Genomic DNA, 18,993 nt, shown 5'->3' with positions numbered 1-18,993 from the left:
GTCTACGTGAGCTAGATTACTATCGTCTGAGTCAGCTTAATGACCGTTAAAGTGTTCGTCAAGGTCTCGGGCGGAATCCGCATGGGGGGAGCAAGGGGATGCACCCGTGAAGCTTCTACTCCAGCGGAAGTTGGAGTCCGGGCTTAAGTTCCCAGTCATTAAATGGTCATAAAGTTGCTGGCGCGGGCGGACGCGGGAAGGCTTCGTCAACGCCGACCTTTTGACGATCGGACACACGCGGGCCTTACAGCGCAGCCCGGCAGGCAGCAGTCGGCCGGCAAAGATCGAAAACCCTTGACAAGTGTTACTTACTTAACATTCAATAAACAGAACCTTCGGCGCCCGCCTATGAGCTCTCCTGGAGGGCATGCGAAGCGGGAACCTTAATTTTTCAGCAGGGAGAGTCTTATGAGCTATCAGGTCTCCGCAGATACCGGTGGAACTTTTATCGACGTTGTTGTGCAGGACAAGGCGTCAAAACAGGTGATCGGCAAGTCGCTGACCACACATGACAGGGTTTTCCGCGGGATGTCCAAGGCGATCGAGGTCGCTGCGAACGAGCTGGGAAAGTCGGCAAAGGAGCTCCTGGCTGATACTGATCTTTTTATTTACGGCACCACGCGTGCGACGAATGCCATCGTGACGCGCAAAGACATCGCCAAGACCGCGCTCCTGACCACGGCCGGATTTGAGGACGTGCTGGTGCTCAAAGAGGGCGGAAAGCAGGACGGATACGACTTCACCAAGCAGTACCCCGATCCCTACATTCCTAGGCGGCATACGTTCGGCGTCCACGAGCGGATCGATTCGGAGGGCGAAGTTGTCGTCGGGATCAATGAGGAGTCCCTTCGCGAGACGCTGAAGAATATTCGTGAGGACGGCTTCGAGGCTGTAGCCGTCTCACTGCTGTGGTCGGTAGTCAATCCTGTCCACGAACTTCGGGTGGCGGAGCTTCTGGCCGAGGTTGCGCCAGGTGTGCCTGTGACTTTGTCCCACCAGATCGCACCGATCATCCGGGAGTACCGCAGGACTTCTGCAGCAGCGATCGATGCCTCGCTCAAGCCCCTGATGCAGCAGCACTTCAAGCAGCTGGAGCAGGACCTCCGCGAGTTCGGATATAAGGGAGCCATCCTGGTCTCCACGAGCATGGGCGGGGTTATGAACATCGAGGAGGTCATCGAGTCACCGATCCATACGGCGCGCAGCGGGCCCTCGATGGCTCCTCTCGCCGGCCTGAATTACTCCCTCCTCGAGGGACTCGGCGGCGACATGATCGTCGCAGACACCGGAGGCACGACCTTCGACGTCGGGCTGTCCCGCAACGGTGCCGTAGTCCACTCCCGGGACACGTGGATCGGGCCCGAGTGGGAGGGCGACCTCCTTGGCATCTCCTCCGTCGACATCCGCTCCATCGGGGCCGGTGGAGGTTCGATTGCCTGGGTCGACGAGGGAGGCCTGCTTCGCGTCGGCCCCCAGTCAGCGGGATCCGAGCCTGGTCCAGCCTGCTACGGCAACGGCGGGACCGAGCCGACGCTTTCCGACGCAGCCTGCGTCCTCGGCTACTTCGACCCTGACTACTTCCTGGGGGGCCGAATGCAGCTGGATGTCTCCGCAGCAGAGGTCGCTATCGGCAAGGTCGCCGCCCAGCTTGGGGTGAGCGTGCTCGAGACCGCCTGGGGAATTCTGTCCCTGGCAAGCGAAGCGATGGTCAAGGCTGTACACGAGATCACGATCGTCCAGGGCCTTAATCCCCAGGACAGCACGCTGGTAGCCGGCGGCGGTGCGGCCGGCATCAACATCATGCAGATCGCCAGCGAGTTGGGATCCCGCCGTGTGATCCTGCCCAAGGTGGCCTCGGCCCTTTCCGCCTCCGGCATGCACTTCGCGGACATCGTGAAGGAGGAATCTGCTGCCCTGATCACGTCCTCGGATGCCTTCGCCGCAGCGGCCGTGGAGAAAGTCCTCCAAGGGCTCGAGGCAAAGCTCGAAGCGTTCGCCGGCCGATTCAGTGACCATTACCCCGATCACTCCATGGAGTTCGGCGTGGAGGCGCGGTATAAGAGCCAGGTCTGGGCGATTGACCTGCCGCTATCATCGGTCCGGCTGAGCCTGCAGGGCGACCAGGAGCAATTGTTCAGTGCATTCCATGACCTGCACGAGCGGATCATGGCCGTCCGCGACCCGGATTCGGCCATCGAATTCCTCAATTGGCGGGCGCGGGTGACTGTCCGCCTTCCCCGTGCCAGCCAGGAATTTCCAGCCGCCGGAGAGCGGATGGGCCAGCCTACTTCCAATCGGACCTGCTACTTCGGCGGTGCAGGGAAGATCGAAACCCCGGTCTTCAAGCCGGCCGATCTCCTTCCCGGCACGCGGGTGAGCGGGCCGGCCGTGATTGAGGAACCCACCACAACCCTTGTCATCTACCCCGGGATGGCTGCCCAGGTCGCCGACTCCGGGAACTATTTGCTTCACATCGAGGAGGACGAGGCATGAGCAACAAGAATTTTGATGCCATCCGCACTGCAGTCATCGCCAACAAAATCGACGGGATCGTGCGGGAGATGACCAACACGCTTCTGCGGTCCGCCCGCTCGGCGGTCATCAACAGCGCACGCGACTTCTCCTGCGCCATCCTGACTGCCGACGACGAGCTGTTGGCAGCCGCCGAAGGAATCCCCGTGCATGTTTTCGGGGCCCAGCTCCAAGCCCGGGCCCTGCGCGCTGCACACCCCGACCTGCGCGAGGGGGACGCCTACCTCGACAACAACCCGTACGTGGGCAACTCCCATGCTGCCGATCACACGATCCTTGTCCCGGTTTTCATCGACGGAGAACACCTGTTCACCGCAGTGACCAAGGCACACCAGTCCGACGTCGGAAATTCGATCCCGACCACATATCACGCCTCGGCCAAGGACGTCTATGAGGAAGGCGCCCTGATCTTCCCCACCGTTAAAGTGCAGTCCGGCTACGAAAACGTTGACGATGTCATCCGCATGTGCCGCAGCCGCATCAGAGTTCCATCGCAGTGGTACGGAGACTATCTGGCCTCAGTCGGCGCGGCCCGCATCGCGGAGCGCCGGCTGAAGGAGCTCGTCGCCAAGTACGACATCGAAACGGTCAAGCAGTTCATGCACGACTGGCTGGACTACAGCGAGAAAATGATGAGCAAGGCGATCGAGAACCTTCCGGCCGCCACACTGCACAACACCGGACGACACGACGCGTTCCTCCCGTATCTTCCGGACGGGCTGGAGATCGACGTCAGGATCCAGATCAAACCGGACGAAGGACGGATCCACGTCGACCTGACCGAAAACGGGCCAAACGTTGACTGCGGCCTGAACCTGACGGAGGCAACGACCCGGGCCGCAGTGTTCAGCGGGATCTTCAACGCGATCCCGACGAAAATCCCGAAAAACTCCGGCGCTTTCAGGCGTGTACTCATCGACATGAACGAAGGTTCCGCAGTCGGGAAGCCACGTTTCCCGCATAGCTGCTCGGTCGCGACCACCAACGTCACGGACCGGCTGATCAACTGCGTCGGTGCCGCTTTCGCCCAGCTGGGCGAGCCCTACGGTGTGGCGGAGGGGGCAGTCGGGGTGGGCGCCGGCTACGCCGTGCTGTCCGGAACGGACCGCCGCAGCGGAGAAGCTTTTGTGAACCAGGTATGCGTCACCGCGAACGGCGGCCCTGGCAGCGCCCACGCCGACGGCTGGGTCACCTACGGGGTTCCCTGCGTGAGCGGGCTGATGTACCGGGACTCGGTCGAAGTTGATGAAATCAAGATGCCAATCCTCTACAAGCATCTTCGCCTTGTGACCGACACGGGTGGAGCGGGCAAGTTCCGTGGCGGCCCGTCCTTCGAGCTCGCGTACAGCCCCAAGACCGATCCGATTACGGTCATTTATCCCTGTGACGGCCAGATCAACCCCTCCAAGGGGGTCGCCGGAGGTTCGGAAGGCCGAACCGCCGAAGTTTGGCTGGAGACGGCCGACGGATCCCGCACAAGGCTTCCGAACACCGCCACCGTGGTCCTGAACCCGGGTGAGACCATCCACGGTTTTGACGCTTCCGGCGGAGGATATGGGCCGCCATTGGAGCGCGACCCCAGCCTAGTCCTGGCGGATGTTCTCGAAAAGTGGGAGACCGAAGAGCACGCCAGGTCGACTTACGGGGTTGAGGTTGTGATGACCGAGAACGGTCTCACCGTCGATGAGGACGCCACCTCACGGCGGCGGGCTGCGATGGCAGCTAACTGATCCGCCACAGCTCCGACGTCTGCCGTGCCGGCGGCTTTGCGCCGGCACGGCAGCCGGACCGTATTGGGTCCGGCATCGAAGTGGAACATACACCCGCATGGGCCATGCGGCCGAACAGGTGCATACCAGCAACACGGTCGGCCCATAACCAGGACTAATCAAACGAAAAAATCGAAAGAGGTACCGAGGATGAGCAAGCCGACAGTAGTGGTGCTTGGCGCAGGTGGCGCCCAGGCATCGGGATTGATCCGCGGATTGGGTCGTTCCGCCACGGAACTGCGTCTGATTTGCGCTGACCGCCGGTTCCGCGATGACACGGTCATCGACGCCGGAAACCAGGAGGTGCAGCAGGTAGAGTTCGACCTTCTGGCAGACCCCGGGAAACTCCACGAAATCCTCGCCGGCGCCGACCTGGTTCTTAATTGCACCGGACCCTACTACACCTTGGGACCGGTCATCCTCGACGCTGCCATCGCGGCCGGGACAAACTACGTTGACATCTGCGACGATGCCGATGCAACCGAACTGCTGCTGCAGCGAGACGAAGCGGCCAAGGCAGCGGGAGTGACCGCGCTCATCGGCATGGGGTCGGCGCCGGGGACTACCAACGTGCTCGTCCGGCTCGCCCTCGACTCCCTGCCCCCCGAGGAAGCAAGTGCGTCGATTACGTGGTGCGTCGACGCACACGACATGGTCGGGGCTGTGGTGCCCCACTTCGCGCACTCGTTCAGCACTGCGGTTCCGGAAGCCGGAGGGACTCCAATATGGGAGGAACTCGAGCCGCAGCGCGTAAAGTTCCCCGAGCCGGTCGGAGAACAGCTCGTCGTGACGCTGAGCCACCCGGAGGTGCTCACCCTTCCGAAGTTCACGAGGGTCACGGAGGCATCGAACAAGGGCGGACTCATCCCGGAGGACTTCACGCACCTCGGCTGGGCGATCTCGCGGCTCCCCGAAGGCCCTGACCGGGCGGCCGCGATGCACACCATCTTCGAAACCGCCCGTACGCAGCATGCGGACCGCGAACCCGTGGGGTCGGGGCTGATCGTCGACGTGCGCGTTGGCAGCGAAGGAATTGTCTTCCTCTCGGGCGGGAAGATGAGCCAGGAGGACGCCACCGGAACCCCCGCAGCGGCCGGTGCCCTTGTCGCCCTGCAGGGACGCGTGCCAGGTCCGGGCGTAGTGTGCCCGGAGGTCCTGAACCCTGCTGACTTCTTCGCATCGCTGCGTGAGGTCTCAGCCGGCGGCGGCGGCATGACCGCATACCGGACCCGCGGCGGAGAGATCATCGAGCACGTCCGGATCCGCGACCTGCTCGCCGCCACCGCCATGGCCGGGTGAGCGCTGGATGAACTTCTGCAAATAGTGCCGGATCCCCATAACCGACGGTAGACGGAGCTGCTTAGGCGTCATCGACTCAAGCAGTGTCGCTTCTCAGTAAGGACGGAACATTGCGTGCTGTATGCGTGTCAGGCCCTAAAGGGCCCTCGGGCCTGAAGGTCCTCGACATCGAAGCCCCGGTGCGCGGGCGCGACGAAGTCATTGTTGAGGTTCGGACTGTCGCCCCGGCATTCCCGGATCTGCTCATGTCGCAAGGTAAGTATCAGGTCAAGCCCGACTTCCCCTTCAGCCCCGGCTCGGATTTTGCCGGCGTTGTCCTGGAGGCGTCGGGCTCGTCCGAGTTCTCCCCTGGTGACCGTGTGGCAGGCTGTCTCAGTTATGGAGCGGCTGCCGAGATCCTTTCCGTACCCAATGACCGGCTTTATCCGCTGCCCGCGACAATGTCGTTCTCCGACGGGGCTGCGATTCCGATGAATTACCTGACGGCACACTTCAGCCTGGTGACCCGGGGAGGTCTGGCCTCAGGGGACTGGGTGATGGTGCTGGGTGCATCCGGCGGAGTGGGCCTTGCCAGCATCCAAGTCGCAGCAGGGCTGGGGGCCCAGGTCATCGCGGTGGTGTCCAGTGAGGAACGGGCGGTAGTGGCCGCCGAAGCAGGCGCCCGCCATGTCGTGCTTCGAAACGAGGTGCCAGGGATTGTCCGGGACCTCACTGGCGGCCGAGGAGTCGATATCGTCGTTGACGTTGTCGGCGGCGATATGACCAACGCGCTCAGGACGCTGGCACCCTTGGGCCGGGTCATGGTCGTCGGCTTCGCCTCGGGCGAGATTCCCACGGTCAAGGTGAACCGGCTTCTGCTCACCAACACGGACGTGCGCGGCGTCGAGTCCGACTACCTGTGGCGGCAGGGCCTCAGCCGAAAGGCGTGGGACGAACTGATGAAACTCGCGGAAGCAGGTTATATCAAACCCGCTGTCCGGGAGGGGGGCTCGCTCAGCGATTACGGTCCGGCTTTGGAAAGCCTCTCCGCACGTTCTGCCGTGGGACGGACCGTCCTCTCATTGACCTGATGCTGCGGTGGACAATTGAATGGCGGCTGCAACTGTCAGCATCCGCGCCACACGGGCTGGCGTTTTTCCACAAAAGCACGGGCCCCTTCCCTGGCGTCGGCGGAACTTAGAACCTTCTCAACAGTCGGAAGGCTTCCCCGCATAGCGCGGAAGGCTTCCTCTTCGCCGAGTCCTTGCACCGCGTCGACCACATCAAGGGTCGCCGCGACGGACAAAGGTGCGGACTGGCAAATCGAGAAGGCAAGCTCCCTGGCCGTGGCTAATACCTGATCCGCCGGAACGACTCTGTTGACCAGGCCCCATTGCTTCGCCTCGAGTGCGCTGAAGGTCCGACCTGTCAGCAACAGCTCAAGGGCCACCGGGCGCGGCAGGCGAGCTGGCAGACGGATGAGGCCGCCAGCGTCCGGCAGGACGCCCAGACGGACCTCCGGAAATGCAAACACGGCCGTTTCGGCCGCAACCGCCAAGTGTGCTGCCAGCATCAATTCCACTCCGCCCCCATAGGCCGAGCCATTAACTGCCGCGACAATGGGTTTGCCGAGGCCGAATAGTTCTGTGATCCCGGCGAATCCGCCCGGTCCGTGGTCCGCGCCGGTGCCTTCGCCCGCATCGGCCGACTTCAGATCCCAGCCCGCACTGAAGAAACGTTCACCGCCGCCCGTCAGGATACCGGCGCGCAGGGAAACATCATCTTGAAGCATGGAGAAGGCGTCGTATAGCGCCCGGCTCGTCGAGGCGTCGATCGCATTGGCTTTCGGCCGCTCGAGCGTCACGGTCATGATTGGGCCATCTAGGTCGACACGTACATCGGTCAAAGTCATAGGGCCTCCAAGGCCGGGTCGCGGGCTGCCGAGGGTCAGGGGAGAAGAACGTTCTTGTCTTCCAGGATTTTGCTTGACGAGATCCTAGGGCATCTATAGATTATTGAATTAACGTTAAATAGACAACCACTTATTTGGGTCCAGGTGTTTCAGGAAAAGTGCGGCATGAGGTCTGCCCCTGGGCCGAGGAGAACACCGATCGATTCCTTTCTTGGAATTTGCGCAAGCTACGAGGAGTACCTGCACATGAAACAGCACCTTGACGACCGGCCGTTGCCCTTCCCGACGCTTTCGGCGGCGCTCAAACATTGGGCATCGGTCACTCCACGGAATCTTGCTCTCACCGCGGGGCCGGATGAGCTTACTTATGCTCAGTTGTCGGAGAAAGTCTCGCTGTGTATGGCTTGGCTCGCCGAACAAAATGTGAGGCCCGGCGACCGTGTCGTGATCGTAGGCCACAATACGATTGCGTGGATTGTCCACTACCTGGCCGTTCTGTCTTTGGGCGCCGTAGTAGCACCGGCAAACAACAGGCTCAACCCAACCCAGTTCGCGGACCAGGTGGATCTGCTCGATGCGGTGCTCGTCCTGGCCGATGACGCCCACTCAGAAATTACCTCGCACGTTTCGGCCGAACGGGTCAGGCGCCTCAGTGAAGACAACCAGAGCACGGCCGTTGCGGCATTACCGGACCCTGATCCAGGATCCCCTGCCCTCATCAGTTTCACCTCCGGGACCACCGGAAAGCCCAAGGGTGCCACCCTCACGCAGGAGGCCCTGGCTGAAGCCTCTTGGGCATTCGTCCGGGTACTGGGAACCCATCAGGGCGATTCGACCCTCGTCGTCGTACCGATGTTCCACAACACTGGATTTGTGGACCAGTTCGGCCACATGCTGCTGTTGGGAGCCCGGACCGATCTTCTCTATAAATTCAGCACGAAGGAGGCTGTTGCCGCGCTCTCGGTCCGTCCCGTGACGTATTTGGCAGCCGTTCCGAGCATCATTCGTCTGATCATGCTGGCTGAAGGAGCCGGCAGGGCCTTTGCCTCGATCCGGGTCCTCCTCTATGGAGGGTCGCCGATGCCGGCAACCTGGATCGATGAACTGTTGGCACAATGGCCGGACATGCGCCCCTTCCACGGCTACGGGATGACCGAGTACGGGTCAGCGGTGTCCTTCTTGACTCCCGAGTATGCCCGGAAGTACGGCGAGTCCGTGGGCTTCTCCGTCCCCGGCACGACCATTCGCATCGTGGGTGAAGACGGGGTTGACGTCGCACCGGGCAAGGTGGGCGAGTTATGGGTCCAAGGTCCAACGATGATGCAGGGCTACTGGCGTCAGCCCGAGCTGACCGCTTCGAAGATCCATGACGGCTGGCTGCGGACCGGTGACCTGGCCAAATTGGACAACGGGCTGTACTACATCGAGGGCCGGGTCGACGACGTAATCAATCGCGGGGGCGAAAAGGTGTTGCCCGCCCACGTTGAAGCCTTGCTGGCCGCCCTGGATGCGGTGGGACAGAGCTGTGTTTTCGCAGTGCCCGATCCGATCCTGCAGAACCGCGTGTGGGCAGCCGTTGAGGAACGCCCGGGGACAGCTTTCGACGAAGTGGTAGCCCGGGAAGCGCTGCAGTCATTGCTTCCTGACTATGCAGTTCCCGAACGGATCGAAGTTCTCAACCCGCTGCCTCGAACAGCCAGCGGCAAGATCGACCGGCGTGCAGTCGCGGCCCACTTTCAAGGCTTACCCAGCCAGGGTCTGGCGCGACAGGCCTAAGGCCTTGCGGGAGAGGGCTCGTGGGTTCCTGCGGCTGGTGTGGTTTTCTGTCCAGAGGTGTGCTTGAGCTGCGGATCAAGTTTCGGAAGACGCCCCACCGGAAGCGCCGCTCAGAGTCAAGGGGGCCCGCGCCTTGGATGCGTGCCCTCTTCTAGTCGGAGGCGGCCAGGGGCTGAGTGGTTTAGGGCTGACTTGGACGGATAGCGGGCATGCGGAAACTGCGTCGGCTCAGAGTTCGCTTGGTCGGTGAGGATGCTGTTAATCAGCCGCGATCCGGCCTCTTAGCCTGATGCCCGGGAGTTCAGGACCGCGGAGGCCCCGACCATATGCCTTACGATGCCTTCGTACCGGTTTGCGACTGCAGCAATGGACATTTCACCTTGGGGATCGAACCAGGTGAACACGTAGTCGCACAACGTGATGATGGCGAAGGTGGTTGTTGTGACGTCGTCCACCAACATGACACCGCGGTCTTTTCCGGCCTGCAAGACTTCCCCGACCTCGCGCACATACTTGCGCTGCATTTCGAAGACAGGTGCAAGGCGGTCGCTGGAGAGTTCGTGCGCCTCTCCTTTATAGGTCATCGTCAGATCGAAGGCGCGGGCTGCGCCCAGCTGCTCCAGCTGCCAGGTCACGTGGGCGCGCACTATCTGCCCTAATTTCAGGACGGGTTCCTCCTCCGTGATCGACTTCCGGACGTGCGCCAGAAAGTCGTTCATGGCAGCCTCGAAGACGGAGACGTAAAGGTCATCCTTTGAAGGGAAGTACCAGTAGAGGGCCGGTGCTGAAACCCCCAGCTCCTGGGCGACGGCCTTCATGCTCGTTCCTGTATACCCATTCTGCAGAAACATCTGCAGTGCTACCTTCATGACTCTGTCCCGGCCAATCACATCTCCGCTACGTGCGGATAATTTGCCCCCCGGGCTCGTTCTATTGGCGGTTCGGCCCACTGCCATCCTCAAATTCCTATCTGCTCGCGGTCTACGGCTGACGGCCACGTCCGCGAAACCGCGTACAGCCGGTCGTCCGACGATGACTCATAACGAGCTTAACGCCCATCAAAGTGTTTTGCACCATGCGCTGAAGATCAAGTCCGCAGTAAGGCGGGTAGTTTAGTGCGAGTGGAAACGATGACGCGACGCCCTTTGCTTGCATTTCAATGCCAGTTGCGCAGCTGCTGCCCGGACCGTGCCTGAGGCGGAATCGGATGCACGCGGCGGATTATCAACTTAAGAGGTATGGGTAGGCGACTCAGAAATGGGCATGCATTCGAGATGAAGTGCAGGCAGAGGCTTGGAGCGAGATCGTCCAGTTCTTCTTCTGACCTGGGACTTATGCTGGTCCTGCTTCTCCTCACATCTACATGGCTCTTCTAATTCTTGGATGGCGCGGATTTTCCGTCTGGACTGTCTCCCCGTCCGCAGGACACGCTGGATCAGCTGATAGTTCGGCCGGATGGGGGCTCTCAGAGATAACTAAAAAAGCTCCATGGTTTCCCATTGTCTTTACAGATCATCAGAAAACCACAGAGCAGGTGGGGACTCCAGCCCTGCTTCCAAAGAACTGTTTGGGGCTGCAGGAAAAAAGGAATGTCGCGCAGGCGAGTCCGTCCGAGCGCGGGGCCCGACCCCTTGCAGACTTCGATACTGAAACCCACAAGGGGCCGGGCCGTCCGGGAACAGGAATACAGGATAGCTGCCGAACGCGACAAGCCCGGCAAGATGCGGGCCGCAGCCGCGGTTGACGCATGCCTCATTTGGCTTCGCCACCAATTGGGAATCCTGCTGTGAGCTCGTGCCGGCAGACTGGCTAGCCCTAGTGCAGGTCGCCGAAGAAGCTTTCAACTTCGTGCTGGTTCATATCGCTGAACCAGCATTCGACAATCTTTCCGTCAGCGAACTTGTACAGCCCCAGCCGGTCGGTGGCGACGTGGCGGTCGCCCTTGGTCCAGACTTCGTGGACCATCAGCAGCACGCCGTCGTCACCGGCAAGCAGGACCTCGTTCTGCCCGCCGACCTCCCAGGAGTCGGTGTAGGCGGCAACGCGGCCGATCCAATCCCTGGCGAATGCCTCGCGGCCATGATAGTCCCCGGATAGCGGCCCGTTGCCGCCCATGTGGACAACCACGTCTTCGGCAAAGAAGGCTATGCCGGCGGCCTGGTCACCTCGTTCCCACGCCGCGTGGTAGTCGTGCAGGAGGCTGAGGGAAGACTCTGTGGACACGTTCTCTCCTTATCGTTTTGCGGGCTACCGGCGATCTTACGACCGTTAAGTGCGGTTGGTTAATTACGCTGCCCGGTTGTCTGGTTGATTATTGCCAACACTGGGACTGAAAGGCAATAGCGCGCTGCCTTGGAAAAAGTTCTTGACGTTGCCCCTTAATGGTGATTCAGTTCATACCAGCGTGATTCAGTTCATCAGATACTTAACCTGCTCCGGCGCCCTCGCAGGAGCTTGATCATGAAAGATCTTCCATGGCTGCCGAACTTAACCTCAAGCAAGCGGAGCATCCCGCTGGCCGCAAACAGACCCGTCTCTCGGGCCAGATGGGCATGACCTCTCTTGTCCTCAGCGTGCTGGCGTTCTCTGCGCCGATTGTGTCCGTCTCCGGCTACATACCTTTCACGATCATCTTCGCCGGACAGGGCGCGCCGGTCGCTTTTGCTGCGGGAACTGTCCTCCTGATGATCTTTGCCGTGGGTTACATCGCCATGACGCGGACCCTACCCACACCTGGTGCCTTCTACGCGTACATAACGGCGGGTTTGGGCAAGACTGTCGGCCTTGGCGCGTCTTTCCTTGCCGTGGTTGCCTACTTGGCAATTTTGGCCGGTGTTTACGTCTTTACCGGCGTTACAACGACGTCGCTCCTCGCCAGCTTTGGAGTTCCGGAAACCCCATGGTGGCTCTGGTCCTTGGTGGCATGGGCGTTCGTGGCCGTGCTGGGACACTTCCATGTCGAGCTGTCCGCTAGAGTCCTCAGCCTGGTCATGGTGCTCGAGGTGGCGCTGGTGATGGTTTTCAACGTCGCCACACTGGTCAAGGGCGGGGCCGAAGGGCTGAGCATGGCGCCGCTGAATCCGGCCGAGTTCGCCAAGGGTGACGTGCCCATCGCCATGGTCTTCGTTGTTATGGTCTTCATTGGATTCGAGGCCACGGCTCTCTACCGGGACGAGGTTAAGACGCCGGATACAACCGTTCCACGCAGCACCTACCTGGCGGTCATCTTCATCGGGGCCTTATACACACTTTCCTGCTATGCGCTCGTCTCCGCATACGGCAGCGCAGCCGTCGACACGGCTACAAATGAACCGGCCAGCATGTTCGGCAACGCCATCGGCCACTTCGTGGGACCGGCCTTTACGCAGATCGCCTTCGTGCTGATCGCCACATCGGCAATCGCAGCGCTGCTCTCCATCCATAATGTGATTGCCCGCTACGTGCATAATCTGGGTGCGGACCGGGCCCTGCCTCCGTATCTCGCACGCGTGCACCCCCGCCATAAGTCGCCCCATACCGCCTCGGCCACCGTCGCGGCGGTCGTCGCCATCGCTTTGATCCCGTTCCTGTTGGCCGGCACCGACCCGTCCGTGCTGTACGGCCAAATCGGGGGTCTGGGGTCGACCGGCATCCTCGCACTCATGGCGCTGGTGAGTCTGGCTGTGATTGTTTGGTTCCGTCGCCGTCGGGACCTACGCTCACAATTTTCGGCGTGGCAAGTGGTACTCGCCCCCGGCATAGCGTTCGCTGCGTTTTCAGTGACCATTGTCCTGGTGATTCTGCACTTCGAGCTCATTGTCGGCGGGGAAGCCGGCCAAAACCTCGGATTGCTGCTGGTCCTCGCAGCAGCCCTTGTCGCGGGCATGGCCGCTGCCGTTTACTTCCGCTATTCGCGACCGGAGGTCTACCGGAGCCTGGGGTCCACACGCGGTGAAGTTGATGAGGAATTCAAAACTGCCATTGTAGAAAAATTTGTTAACCAACGCTGAAAGTCCTCGCGACCATGATGCCTCCAGTTGTCGCCGCGCATCGTTTCCCGCCCGCCGGCCGTTAGGCCTGCCCTGTCTGTCCGTCCGAAAGTAAAAGGAGAACCACAAGATGACGCAGCCCAGCTACCGCAGACTCGAAGGCCGACACGCAATAGTGACTGGTGCCGGTCGCGGCATCGGTGAATCGATCGCCCACAAACTCGCGATGGAAGGTGCGGAAGTACTCGTAGTCGGCCGTTCATTGGCGCCGTTGGCCGACACGGTCGCTGCAATCGAGTGCACCGGCGGACGTGCTTGGGCACTTTCCGCCGACATATCTTCGGAAGACGAGGTTGAGCGGGTGACAGCTGCTGCACTCGATCGTTGGGGACGGATCGACATCCTGGTCAACAACGCTGCAGTGTTCGATGAGCCACCCTTCCTCGAGGTCGATGCTGCAACTGTCCGGCAGATTTTCGACATCAACGTCGTCGGAACCTTCCTCATGTCGCAGGCGGTGGCCAAGGGCATGGTCGAGAACAGGCGCGGATCCATCGTCCACATCTCATCCATCGACGCGCTCGGCGCCGACGGACCCGTGACGGCGTACTCAGCCACCAAGGCCGCCGTCGTCAGCATGGCACGGACGATGACGATGGAGCTTGCTCCATTCGGGGTGAGAATCAACTGTGTTGCACCAGGCTTCGTGAACACCGACATGGTCCACAAAACCTCGACGCCCAGCGTGCTCGACCACATGCTCCATGACTTCAAGCGCGTGCCGATCCGCCGGCTGATCGAGCCGGAGGAGATAGCCGCAACAGTTGCCTTCCTCGCCTCCGATGAAGCCTCGGCCATCACCGGAGCGAACATGGTCGTCGATGGAGGCCTGACCTCAAACCTGTTCGTGATGGAGACGCTCCCGGAGTCGATGATTCCGCTCGGCAGCTGACGCAGAAGACGTTCTTGCACAGGATTTAGGCACATGGATTGATCGCTGTTCCCGGACCGATTCCCTTGAAAGCGGCGATCAATCCGACGATGCTTGCGGCTGGCGATTGCTTGCTCAGCCTCGCTGCCATCGACCGTCACTATGCCTCAGCACGCCGGACCATGACTCAAGGAACAATTTCCGGATCTCGCCATACAGAATGCTGCTCTGCTGATAACCGCGTCACCCGTTTGGACATCTCATAATGAAAGGCAGGAAAGGTAGACAAATGGCGTGGGTTTTCTTGTCATGCGCAATAGTTGTAGAGGTTCTCGCCACTACGTTTCTCGCCTTGACCCAGGAGTTCACGAAGCCATGGCCTACCGCGGCAGTTCTCGCGGGATATGGCCTGGCGTTCTTCTTGCTCTCCAAATCATTGAAGGACCTGGAGGTAGGGGTTGCGTATGCCATCTGGGCCGGTTTAGGTACGGCACTCGTGGCCATTATCGGCATACTTTTCTCGGGAGAGACGTTATCAATGGTGAAAGCGACAGGAATCGTGCTCGTAATCGTTGGCGCCGTCCTACTTAATCTCCATGAGACCGGAACTCCAACGGCTTGACTCCTGGTTTGTCCCTGTCCGTTTCCATCTAAATGGACGCAGTGTCACTACATCTGACGCATTCTCATTCAATGTTCATTACATCTGACGCATCGCAGGTCAGAGGCCTGCGATGCGTCAAGTTAGATGCAAAAGGAGAGTCCCGCAGATATCTCTGTCCGTTGTCAGTGAATCTGGCAGCGCTGAGGTGGGAAAATGCCAGTTCTACTGACAGCGGTCCGGCGTTTGGTTGTCATTCGATTTGGCAGTTCCGTATGTACGTAGTAGTTGCATCCTGAGTGATCGCACGGTTTGTGGGTGTCTGGTTCCAAGGTCACTCAATCCCCGCAGCGGGCGTGCTCCCGCGGTGAGTCTTCGCCCTGAGCCGCGGCTCAGGGCGGCTCGCCAGCCTCGTGGGGACGAGCAATGACGCGATCTCTTGGGGCGACCAGGGTCTGACAGCACCAAGCAAAGACACGCTGCCACATTAACTGACACAATCGCTGCCAGCCCATAAGCTGCCGTGTCTTCTGACAAATCTGCCAACTCAACTGACAACGGACAATCTCTTCCTTAAACCCCTTCTGGCTAGGCGTTTTGTTTCGCCGATAACCTCGGTTGCGTTAAGCAAATGATGATTATTGCATCCGATGCATTCGCAGCCCCTTGCTACTGAACCGTCAGCTGCCGTGACAATCGAAGCGACAACACAAGCGCGACGGCACAGAGGGCCTTCGCCAAGAACTGCTAGGCCAACGCCGTTCGCCTAGCATCAAGAGGTTAGTCGGTTAAGTTCGAGGGCGCTGCGTTAGCGCCCAAGCCTTGGTTCCGTGACGCCGTCGAGGCGCGGTGTTTTCAAGTCAGGTTGGAGCGCTAAGCAGTAAAATGCAGCATGGAGATTCCAGAGCCATTTGTAGAACCCACCCAGCGCCGGATCCGGGTCCGGCTGGGCAATGAACTGGTCGCCGAAAGCACTCGCGCGCAACTGCTAGTGCAGTACGGTCCAGGCAGCCTGCCTATTTACTACTTGCCCGCGCGAAGACGTTGTTCCCGATGCGCTGACCGACGAAGTGCCGGGTGCCGGGGCTGGTAACGGCGCAGGGAGCCGGTGGACCGTTCAGGCCGGGAGGAAACGGGCCGAGGGAGCCGCTTGGTCCTACGATGAGCCGACCGGAGACTTCGCCGCTTTGGCCGGCCACGTTACTTTTTCCTGGCGGCAGCCGGACTGGCATGAGGAGGACGAACAGGTCTTCGTGCACGCCCGCGATCCGTATAAACGCGTAGATACCCTGCACAGTTCGCGCCGTGTACAGGTGTTCATCAGCGGCGAAGAGATCGCGAACAGCATCCGGCCGCTTCTGCTCTTCGAGACGCATCTGCCCACGCGGTACTACCTGCCGTTTGAGGATGTGCGCACCGAATTGCTGGAGCCGAGTGCGAAAACCACCACTTGCCCGTACGAAGGCCGCGCGCGTTACTGGTCCGTCCGGGCTGGCGGGAAGCTCGAGCCGGACATCGTATGGAGTTATGCCGAGCCGATCCTTGAGAACCCGAAAATCCGCGGGTTGCTCAGTTTCTACAACGTGCGCGTCGATCTAGTGGTCGACGGCGAACGGCTCGAGCGCCCGCTAACGCCGTTTTCCTGAGGTCGGAGGGAGGCTGTATGCGGGTAGGCGCGAATAACCGGCAAGCGGGTAATCCGGTGAGCAGGGGCAGGAAACGGCGAAGGCCCGGACCGCCGTAGCGGGTCCGGACCTTCGAAATGCCCTTCGGGCTGGAGGTGAGGGACTGGATGTGCCCTCAGGCGTCAGCGGCTTTTAGCGTTCGATGTCGCCGCGGATGAAGGCTTCGACCTTGTCGCGGGCGATGTCGTCGTTGTACTGCTCGGGCGGGGACTTCATGAAGTAGCTGGATGCGGACAGGATCGGCCCGCCCACCCCGCGGTCCAGGGCGATCTTCGCCGCGCGCACCGCGTCGATGATCACGCCGGCGGCGCCTCCTAGCATCGCCGCGGTGCGTTTGCTGATGCTCATCTGGGCGAGGACCCAGCCTGCCATGAAGTAGCCCAGGTAGGGGAACCACTGGGTCAGCATGTTCCAGGGGTACTGCCACCCGAGTTCGGCCTGGATGCTGGCCGCCTGGGCCATGAAGAGGAGCAGAATCAAGGCCAGCACCACCGCCGTCGTTGTTCCGGCGGTCCGCAGGCTGACGCTGTGCAGGTAGCGGGCCAGCAGAGGGGCTGCGAGGTAGAGGCCGAGAATGAGCCAGAGGAAATACAGGTGCGGGTAGACCGAGGTGTTGAAGACGTCGGCGAGGGTTTCGGCCGGGTCCGGTTCGCGGCCGAGGATCAGCCAGTTGCCCACGAAGATGTAGGCCAGGTGCCAAAAGATGAGCGCGGGCACGAGCCGGAGAGCGCGTTTGCGGTAGAAGTCGCCGGCGCCGGTGGTGTGGGCGAGCGGGGCCAGGGTGAGTGTGCCGGAGATGATCACGAAGACCGGGACCACCCAGATGAACGCGATGTCGATGACCGCCGCCGGGATCCAGTCGCGCTGGTTGCGGGCGCTGTCGTCCCCTGCCAGTTCGCCGAAGGAATGGATCGCGACAACGCCGACGATGCTGATGATGCGCAGCAGATCCAGTGCGTAATTGCGCGCTCGCGCAGGCATCGCCGCCGGGGCCGGCTCGGTCGATTCCGGCTGGCCGACAGGCTGGACGGGTTCGGCCAGGCCCCAATCTACCAAGACCGATTGGTGCGCTGGGCAGTGGGATGCACGCGGGGACTCCAACGGAGAGTCCTCTTGAAGCCAAAGTGATGGTTCATAAACGGGATCCTCGCCGACTGTTATGGGCGTTTGTGTGGAGCGGAAGCTAAGCAGCTCGTCAGCCGGCCTTTCCGTACAGTTCGGTGTTGGTTGACGAGTGCGACAGCCTACTTGCTCGATGGCTGGTCAGTACGCGGGGAAGCGCCAACGCGGTCAGGAAGGGGAGCAGGATCAGCGGGAGGTACGGCGTGCCGGGCCACCATTTTTCCTGCTCGGTCAAATCGAGCAGGAGCCCTAGCGCAGAATTGCCTGCCAGTACAGAGATTCCTCCGCAGGTTGCCGCGAGTCCATAGTACGCGCCGCGTTCGGCAGCTCGTCCTTTGACTGTGGCGAACGTGGGGATCAAGGACAGGATCGTGGGGGTCAGGAGCATGTGGCCCAGGATCAGGACTGCAACTGTTACAAACACCGGCGCCAGCGAAGCGTCGGAAGAACCGGGGTGTACTGAAGTCATGGCGGCTACGGTGAAGGCACCTGATAGCAGCACGAAACCAATCGACAGGGCGGGACCGGAACCAAAGCGTCGGCCGATCGCGGAAACCGACAACTGCAGGAGCAACGTCAGGGCAGAGGCCATCAGGAACAGCGCGCCCAGCCACGCGCCATCGAGCCCGCGTCGGCTCAGCTCGATGGGAATCGCGAAGTAGAGTTGGTTGTAGGCGAGCATGTTCGTGCTGGCCAGAAGGCAGAACAGCACGAACCGTCTGTCACCCAGACAGCGGAAAGCAGAATGCGACCCTGCGGCCGAGCCCGCTTGGTCAGCCTCGGAGATATCCGGCTCGCGGCCATGCTCGGCGGGCAAACGGTACCAGAGCAGGACCGTTACGGCCGAGAAAATTCCGATTCCCGCGGCCAGCGCGGCATCGAAACTCCAACTCAACAGGACCGAGCCCAGCACGGGGCCCGTGACCGCGCCGATCTCCCCAATGACCGCCAGCCAGACGAACACGGATCGGTGGGACTTCCGCCCTCCAGTTAACGCTTCGGTCTCGACTGGCTGGTCGGCATGGGACAGCCGGGACTCCAGCGCCGGGGAGAACAGCGCACCGCCGGCACCAGTTAACACGGCGCCGAGGAGGAACAAGGTGAAGTCGGAAGCTGCGGCCAGCGTCGCATATCCAAGGATACGAACCAGGCATCCGATGAGAATAGCCCTGCGTGCGCCCCACCGATCGGCTAGAACGCCGCCGATCAGGAACATTCCCTGCTGGCTGAAAGTGCGGGCCCCCAGCACGAGTCCGATCGCCGTGACACCAAGCCCGTATTCGGTTTTCATGGCGCCCGCGAGGAAGGGCACAACGGCATAGAAGCCGAGGTTGAACACCAGTTGGGCACCCAACAGGGTGCGTGTTTCAGCCCGATAGCTGTCGAATGACATCGAAGGCCTCCTGCGGCGCTTGCTGG

At 61.2% G+C, this 18,993-nt stretch carries 14 protein-coding genes and 1 pseudogene; 10 read left to right on the top strand and 5 right to left on the bottom strand.

The window, feature by feature from the left end; all coding sequences use genetic code 11:
• Nucleotides 1-408: 408 nt before the first annotated feature.
• The 4 genes from AC5RWO_RS05440 (at nucleotide 409) to AC5RWO_RS05425 (ending at nucleotide 6,670) form a co-directional block, all read left to right on the top strand.
• Entirely contained in the window at nucleotides 409-2,493 is a 2,085-nt protein-coding gene (locus tag AC5RWO_RS05440) for a hydantoinase/oxoprolinase family protein (protein ID WP_498729943.1), read from the top strand.
• A complete protein-coding gene (locus AC5RWO_RS05435) occupies nucleotides 2,490-4,262 on the top strand; it encodes a hydantoinase B/oxoprolinase family protein (protein WP_498729942.1) in 1,773 nt (590 codons plus the stop codon). The genes AC5RWO_RS05440 and AC5RWO_RS05435 overlap by 4 nt, the downstream gene beginning before the upstream one ends.
• 189 nt (nucleotides 4,263-4,451) lie before the next feature.
• Nucleotides 4,452-5,600: a saccharopine dehydrogenase family protein gene (locus tag AC5RWO_RS05430; RefSeq protein ID WP_498729941.1), complete on the top strand. Its 1,149-nt coding sequence runs from the start codon at nucleotides 4,452-4,454 to the stop codon at nucleotides 5,598-5,600.
• Between the two features lie 125 nt (nucleotides 5,601-5,725).
• Nucleotides 5,726-6,670 carry an NADPH:quinone oxidoreductase family protein gene (locus AC5RWO_RS05425; RefSeq protein ID WP_498729940.1) on the top strand — a complete coding sequence of 315 codons (945 nt, stop codon included), beginning with the start codon at nucleotides 5,726-5,728 and terminating at the stop codon, nucleotides 6,668-6,670.
• A 35-nt stretch (nucleotides 6,671-6,705) separates the two neighbouring features.
• Here AC5RWO_RS05425 and AC5RWO_RS05420 read toward each other — a convergent pair whose 3' ends face one another.
• Complete coding sequence (locus tag AC5RWO_RS05420; RefSeq protein ID WP_498729939.1) at nucleotides 6,706-7,491, bottom strand: enoyl-CoA hydratase-related protein; 786 nt, start codon at nucleotides 7,489-7,491, stop codon at nucleotides 6,706-6,708.
• A 246-nt stretch (nucleotides 7,492-7,737) separates the two neighbouring features.
• Here AC5RWO_RS05420 and AC5RWO_RS05415 point away from each other — a divergent pair, with 246 nt between their 5' ends.
• Nucleotides 7,738-9,267: a class I adenylate-forming enzyme family protein gene (locus AC5RWO_RS05415; protein ID WP_498729938.1), complete on the top strand. Its 1,530-nt coding sequence runs from the start codon at nucleotides 7,738-7,740 to the stop codon at nucleotides 9,265-9,267.
• Between the two features lie 281 nt (nucleotides 9,268-9,548).
• Here AC5RWO_RS05415 and AC5RWO_RS05410 read toward each other — a convergent pair whose 3' ends face one another.
• Nucleotides 9,549-10,136, bottom strand: coding sequence for a TetR/AcrR family transcriptional regulator (locus AC5RWO_RS05410; RefSeq protein WP_498729936.1), 588 nt, complete (start codon nucleotides 10,134-10,136; stop codon nucleotides 9,549-9,551).
• 946 nt (nucleotides 10,137-11,082) lie between these two features.
• Entirely contained in the window at nucleotides 11,083-11,490 is a 408-nt protein-coding gene (locus AC5RWO_RS05405) for a nuclear transport factor 2 family protein (RefSeq protein WP_498729935.1), read from the bottom strand.
• 251 nt (nucleotides 11,491-11,741) lie between these two features.
• Between AC5RWO_RS05405 and AC5RWO_RS05400 the strand changes: the two genes are divergently transcribed.
• From AC5RWO_RS05400 to AC5RWO_RS05380, 5 genes are all read left to right on the top strand, one after another.
• Nucleotides 11,742-13,256, top strand: coding sequence for an APC family permease (locus AC5RWO_RS05400; protein WP_498729933.1), 1,515 nt, complete (start codon nucleotides 11,742-11,744; stop codon nucleotides 13,254-13,256).
• A gap of 109 nt (nucleotides 13,257-13,365) precedes the next feature.
• Nucleotides 13,366-14,187: an SDR family NAD(P)-dependent oxidoreductase gene (locus tag AC5RWO_RS05395; protein WP_498729932.1), complete on the top strand. Its 822-nt coding sequence runs from the start codon at nucleotides 13,366-13,368 to the stop codon at nucleotides 14,185-14,187.
• Nucleotides 14,188-14,455: 268 nt separating this feature from the next.
• A complete protein-coding gene (locus tag AC5RWO_RS05390) occupies nucleotides 14,456-14,788 on the top strand; it encodes a DMT family transporter (protein WP_498729931.1) in 333 nt (110 codons plus the stop codon).
• Between the two features lie 871 nt (nucleotides 14,789-15,659).
• A complete protein-coding gene (locus tag AC5RWO_RS05385; protein ID WP_498729929.1) occupies nucleotides 15,660-15,860 on the top strand; it encodes a DUF427 domain-containing protein in 201 nt (66 codons plus the stop codon).
• A complete protein-coding gene (locus tag AC5RWO_RS05380; protein WP_498729928.1) occupies nucleotides 15,838-16,413 on the top strand; it encodes a DUF427 domain-containing protein in 576 nt (191 codons plus the stop codon). Before AC5RWO_RS05385 ends, AC5RWO_RS05380 begins: the two co-directional genes overlap by 23 nt.
• 171 nt (nucleotides 16,414-16,584) lie before the next feature.
• Here the strand turns inward: AC5RWO_RS05380 and AC5RWO_RS05375 are convergent.
• Both AC5RWO_RS05375 and AC5RWO_RS05370 read right to left on the bottom strand, forming a co-directional pair.
• Nucleotides 16,585-17,403: pseudogene (locus AC5RWO_RS05375) on the bottom strand (acyltransferase); the annotation flags it as partial.
• A gap of 244 nt (nucleotides 17,404-17,647) precedes the next feature.
• Nucleotides 17,648-18,967, bottom strand: coding sequence for an MFS transporter (locus AC5RWO_RS05370; protein ID WP_498729927.1), 1,320 nt, complete (start codon nucleotides 18,965-18,967; stop codon nucleotides 17,648-17,650).
• Between the last annotated feature and the right edge of the window lie 26 nt (nucleotides 18,968-18,993).

This window comes from Arthrobacter sp. B055-34, from assembly GCF_059090425.1.
Note: the sequence above shows the minus strand (reverse complement) of the source record. Positions and strands in the feature narration are given on the sequence as shown.

Excerpts from the sequence above, each read along its gene's own strand:
- AC5RWO_RS05390 (WP_498729931.1), top strand. The coding sequence starts at position 14,456 with ATGGCGTGGGTTTTCTTGTCATGCGCAATAGTTGTAGAGGTTCTCGCC.
- AC5RWO_RS05435 (WP_498729942.1), top strand. The coding sequence starts at position 2,490 with ATGAGCAACAAGAATTTTGATGCCATCCGCACTGCAGTCATCGCCAAC.
- AC5RWO_RS05410 (WP_498729936.1), bottom strand. The coding sequence starts at position 10,136 with ATGAAGGTAGCACTGCAGATGTTTCTGCAGAATGGGTATACAGGAACG.
- AC5RWO_RS05395 (WP_498729932.1), top strand. The coding sequence starts at position 13,366 with ATGACGCAGCCCAGCTACCGCAGACTCGAAGGCCGACACGCAATAGTG.
- AC5RWO_RS05385 (WP_498729929.1), top strand. The coding sequence starts at position 15,660 with ATGGAGATTCCAGAGCCATTTGTAGAACCCACCCAGCGCCGGATCCGG.
- AC5RWO_RS05415 (WP_498729938.1), top strand. The coding sequence starts at position 7,738 with ATGAAACAGCACCTTGACGACCGGCCGTTGCCCTTCCCGACGCTTTCG.
- AC5RWO_RS05400 (WP_498729933.1), top strand. The coding sequence starts at position 11,742 with ATGGCTGCCGAACTTAACCTCAAGCAAGCGGAGCATCCCGCTGGCCGC.
- AC5RWO_RS05420 (WP_498729939.1), bottom strand. The coding sequence starts at position 7,491 with ATGACTTTGACCGATGTACGTGTCGACCTAGATGGCCCAATCATGACC.
- AC5RWO_RS05370 (WP_498729927.1), bottom strand. The coding sequence starts at position 18,967 with ATGTCATTCGACAGCTATCGGGCTGAAACACGCACCCTGTTGGGTGCC.
- AC5RWO_RS05430 (WP_498729941.1), top strand. The coding sequence starts at position 4,452 with ATGAGCAAGCCGACAGTAGTGGTGCTTGGCGCAGGTGGCGCCCAGGCA.
- AC5RWO_RS05440 (WP_498729943.1), top strand. The coding sequence starts at position 409 with ATGAGCTATCAGGTCTCCGCAGATACCGGTGGAACTTTTATCGACGTT.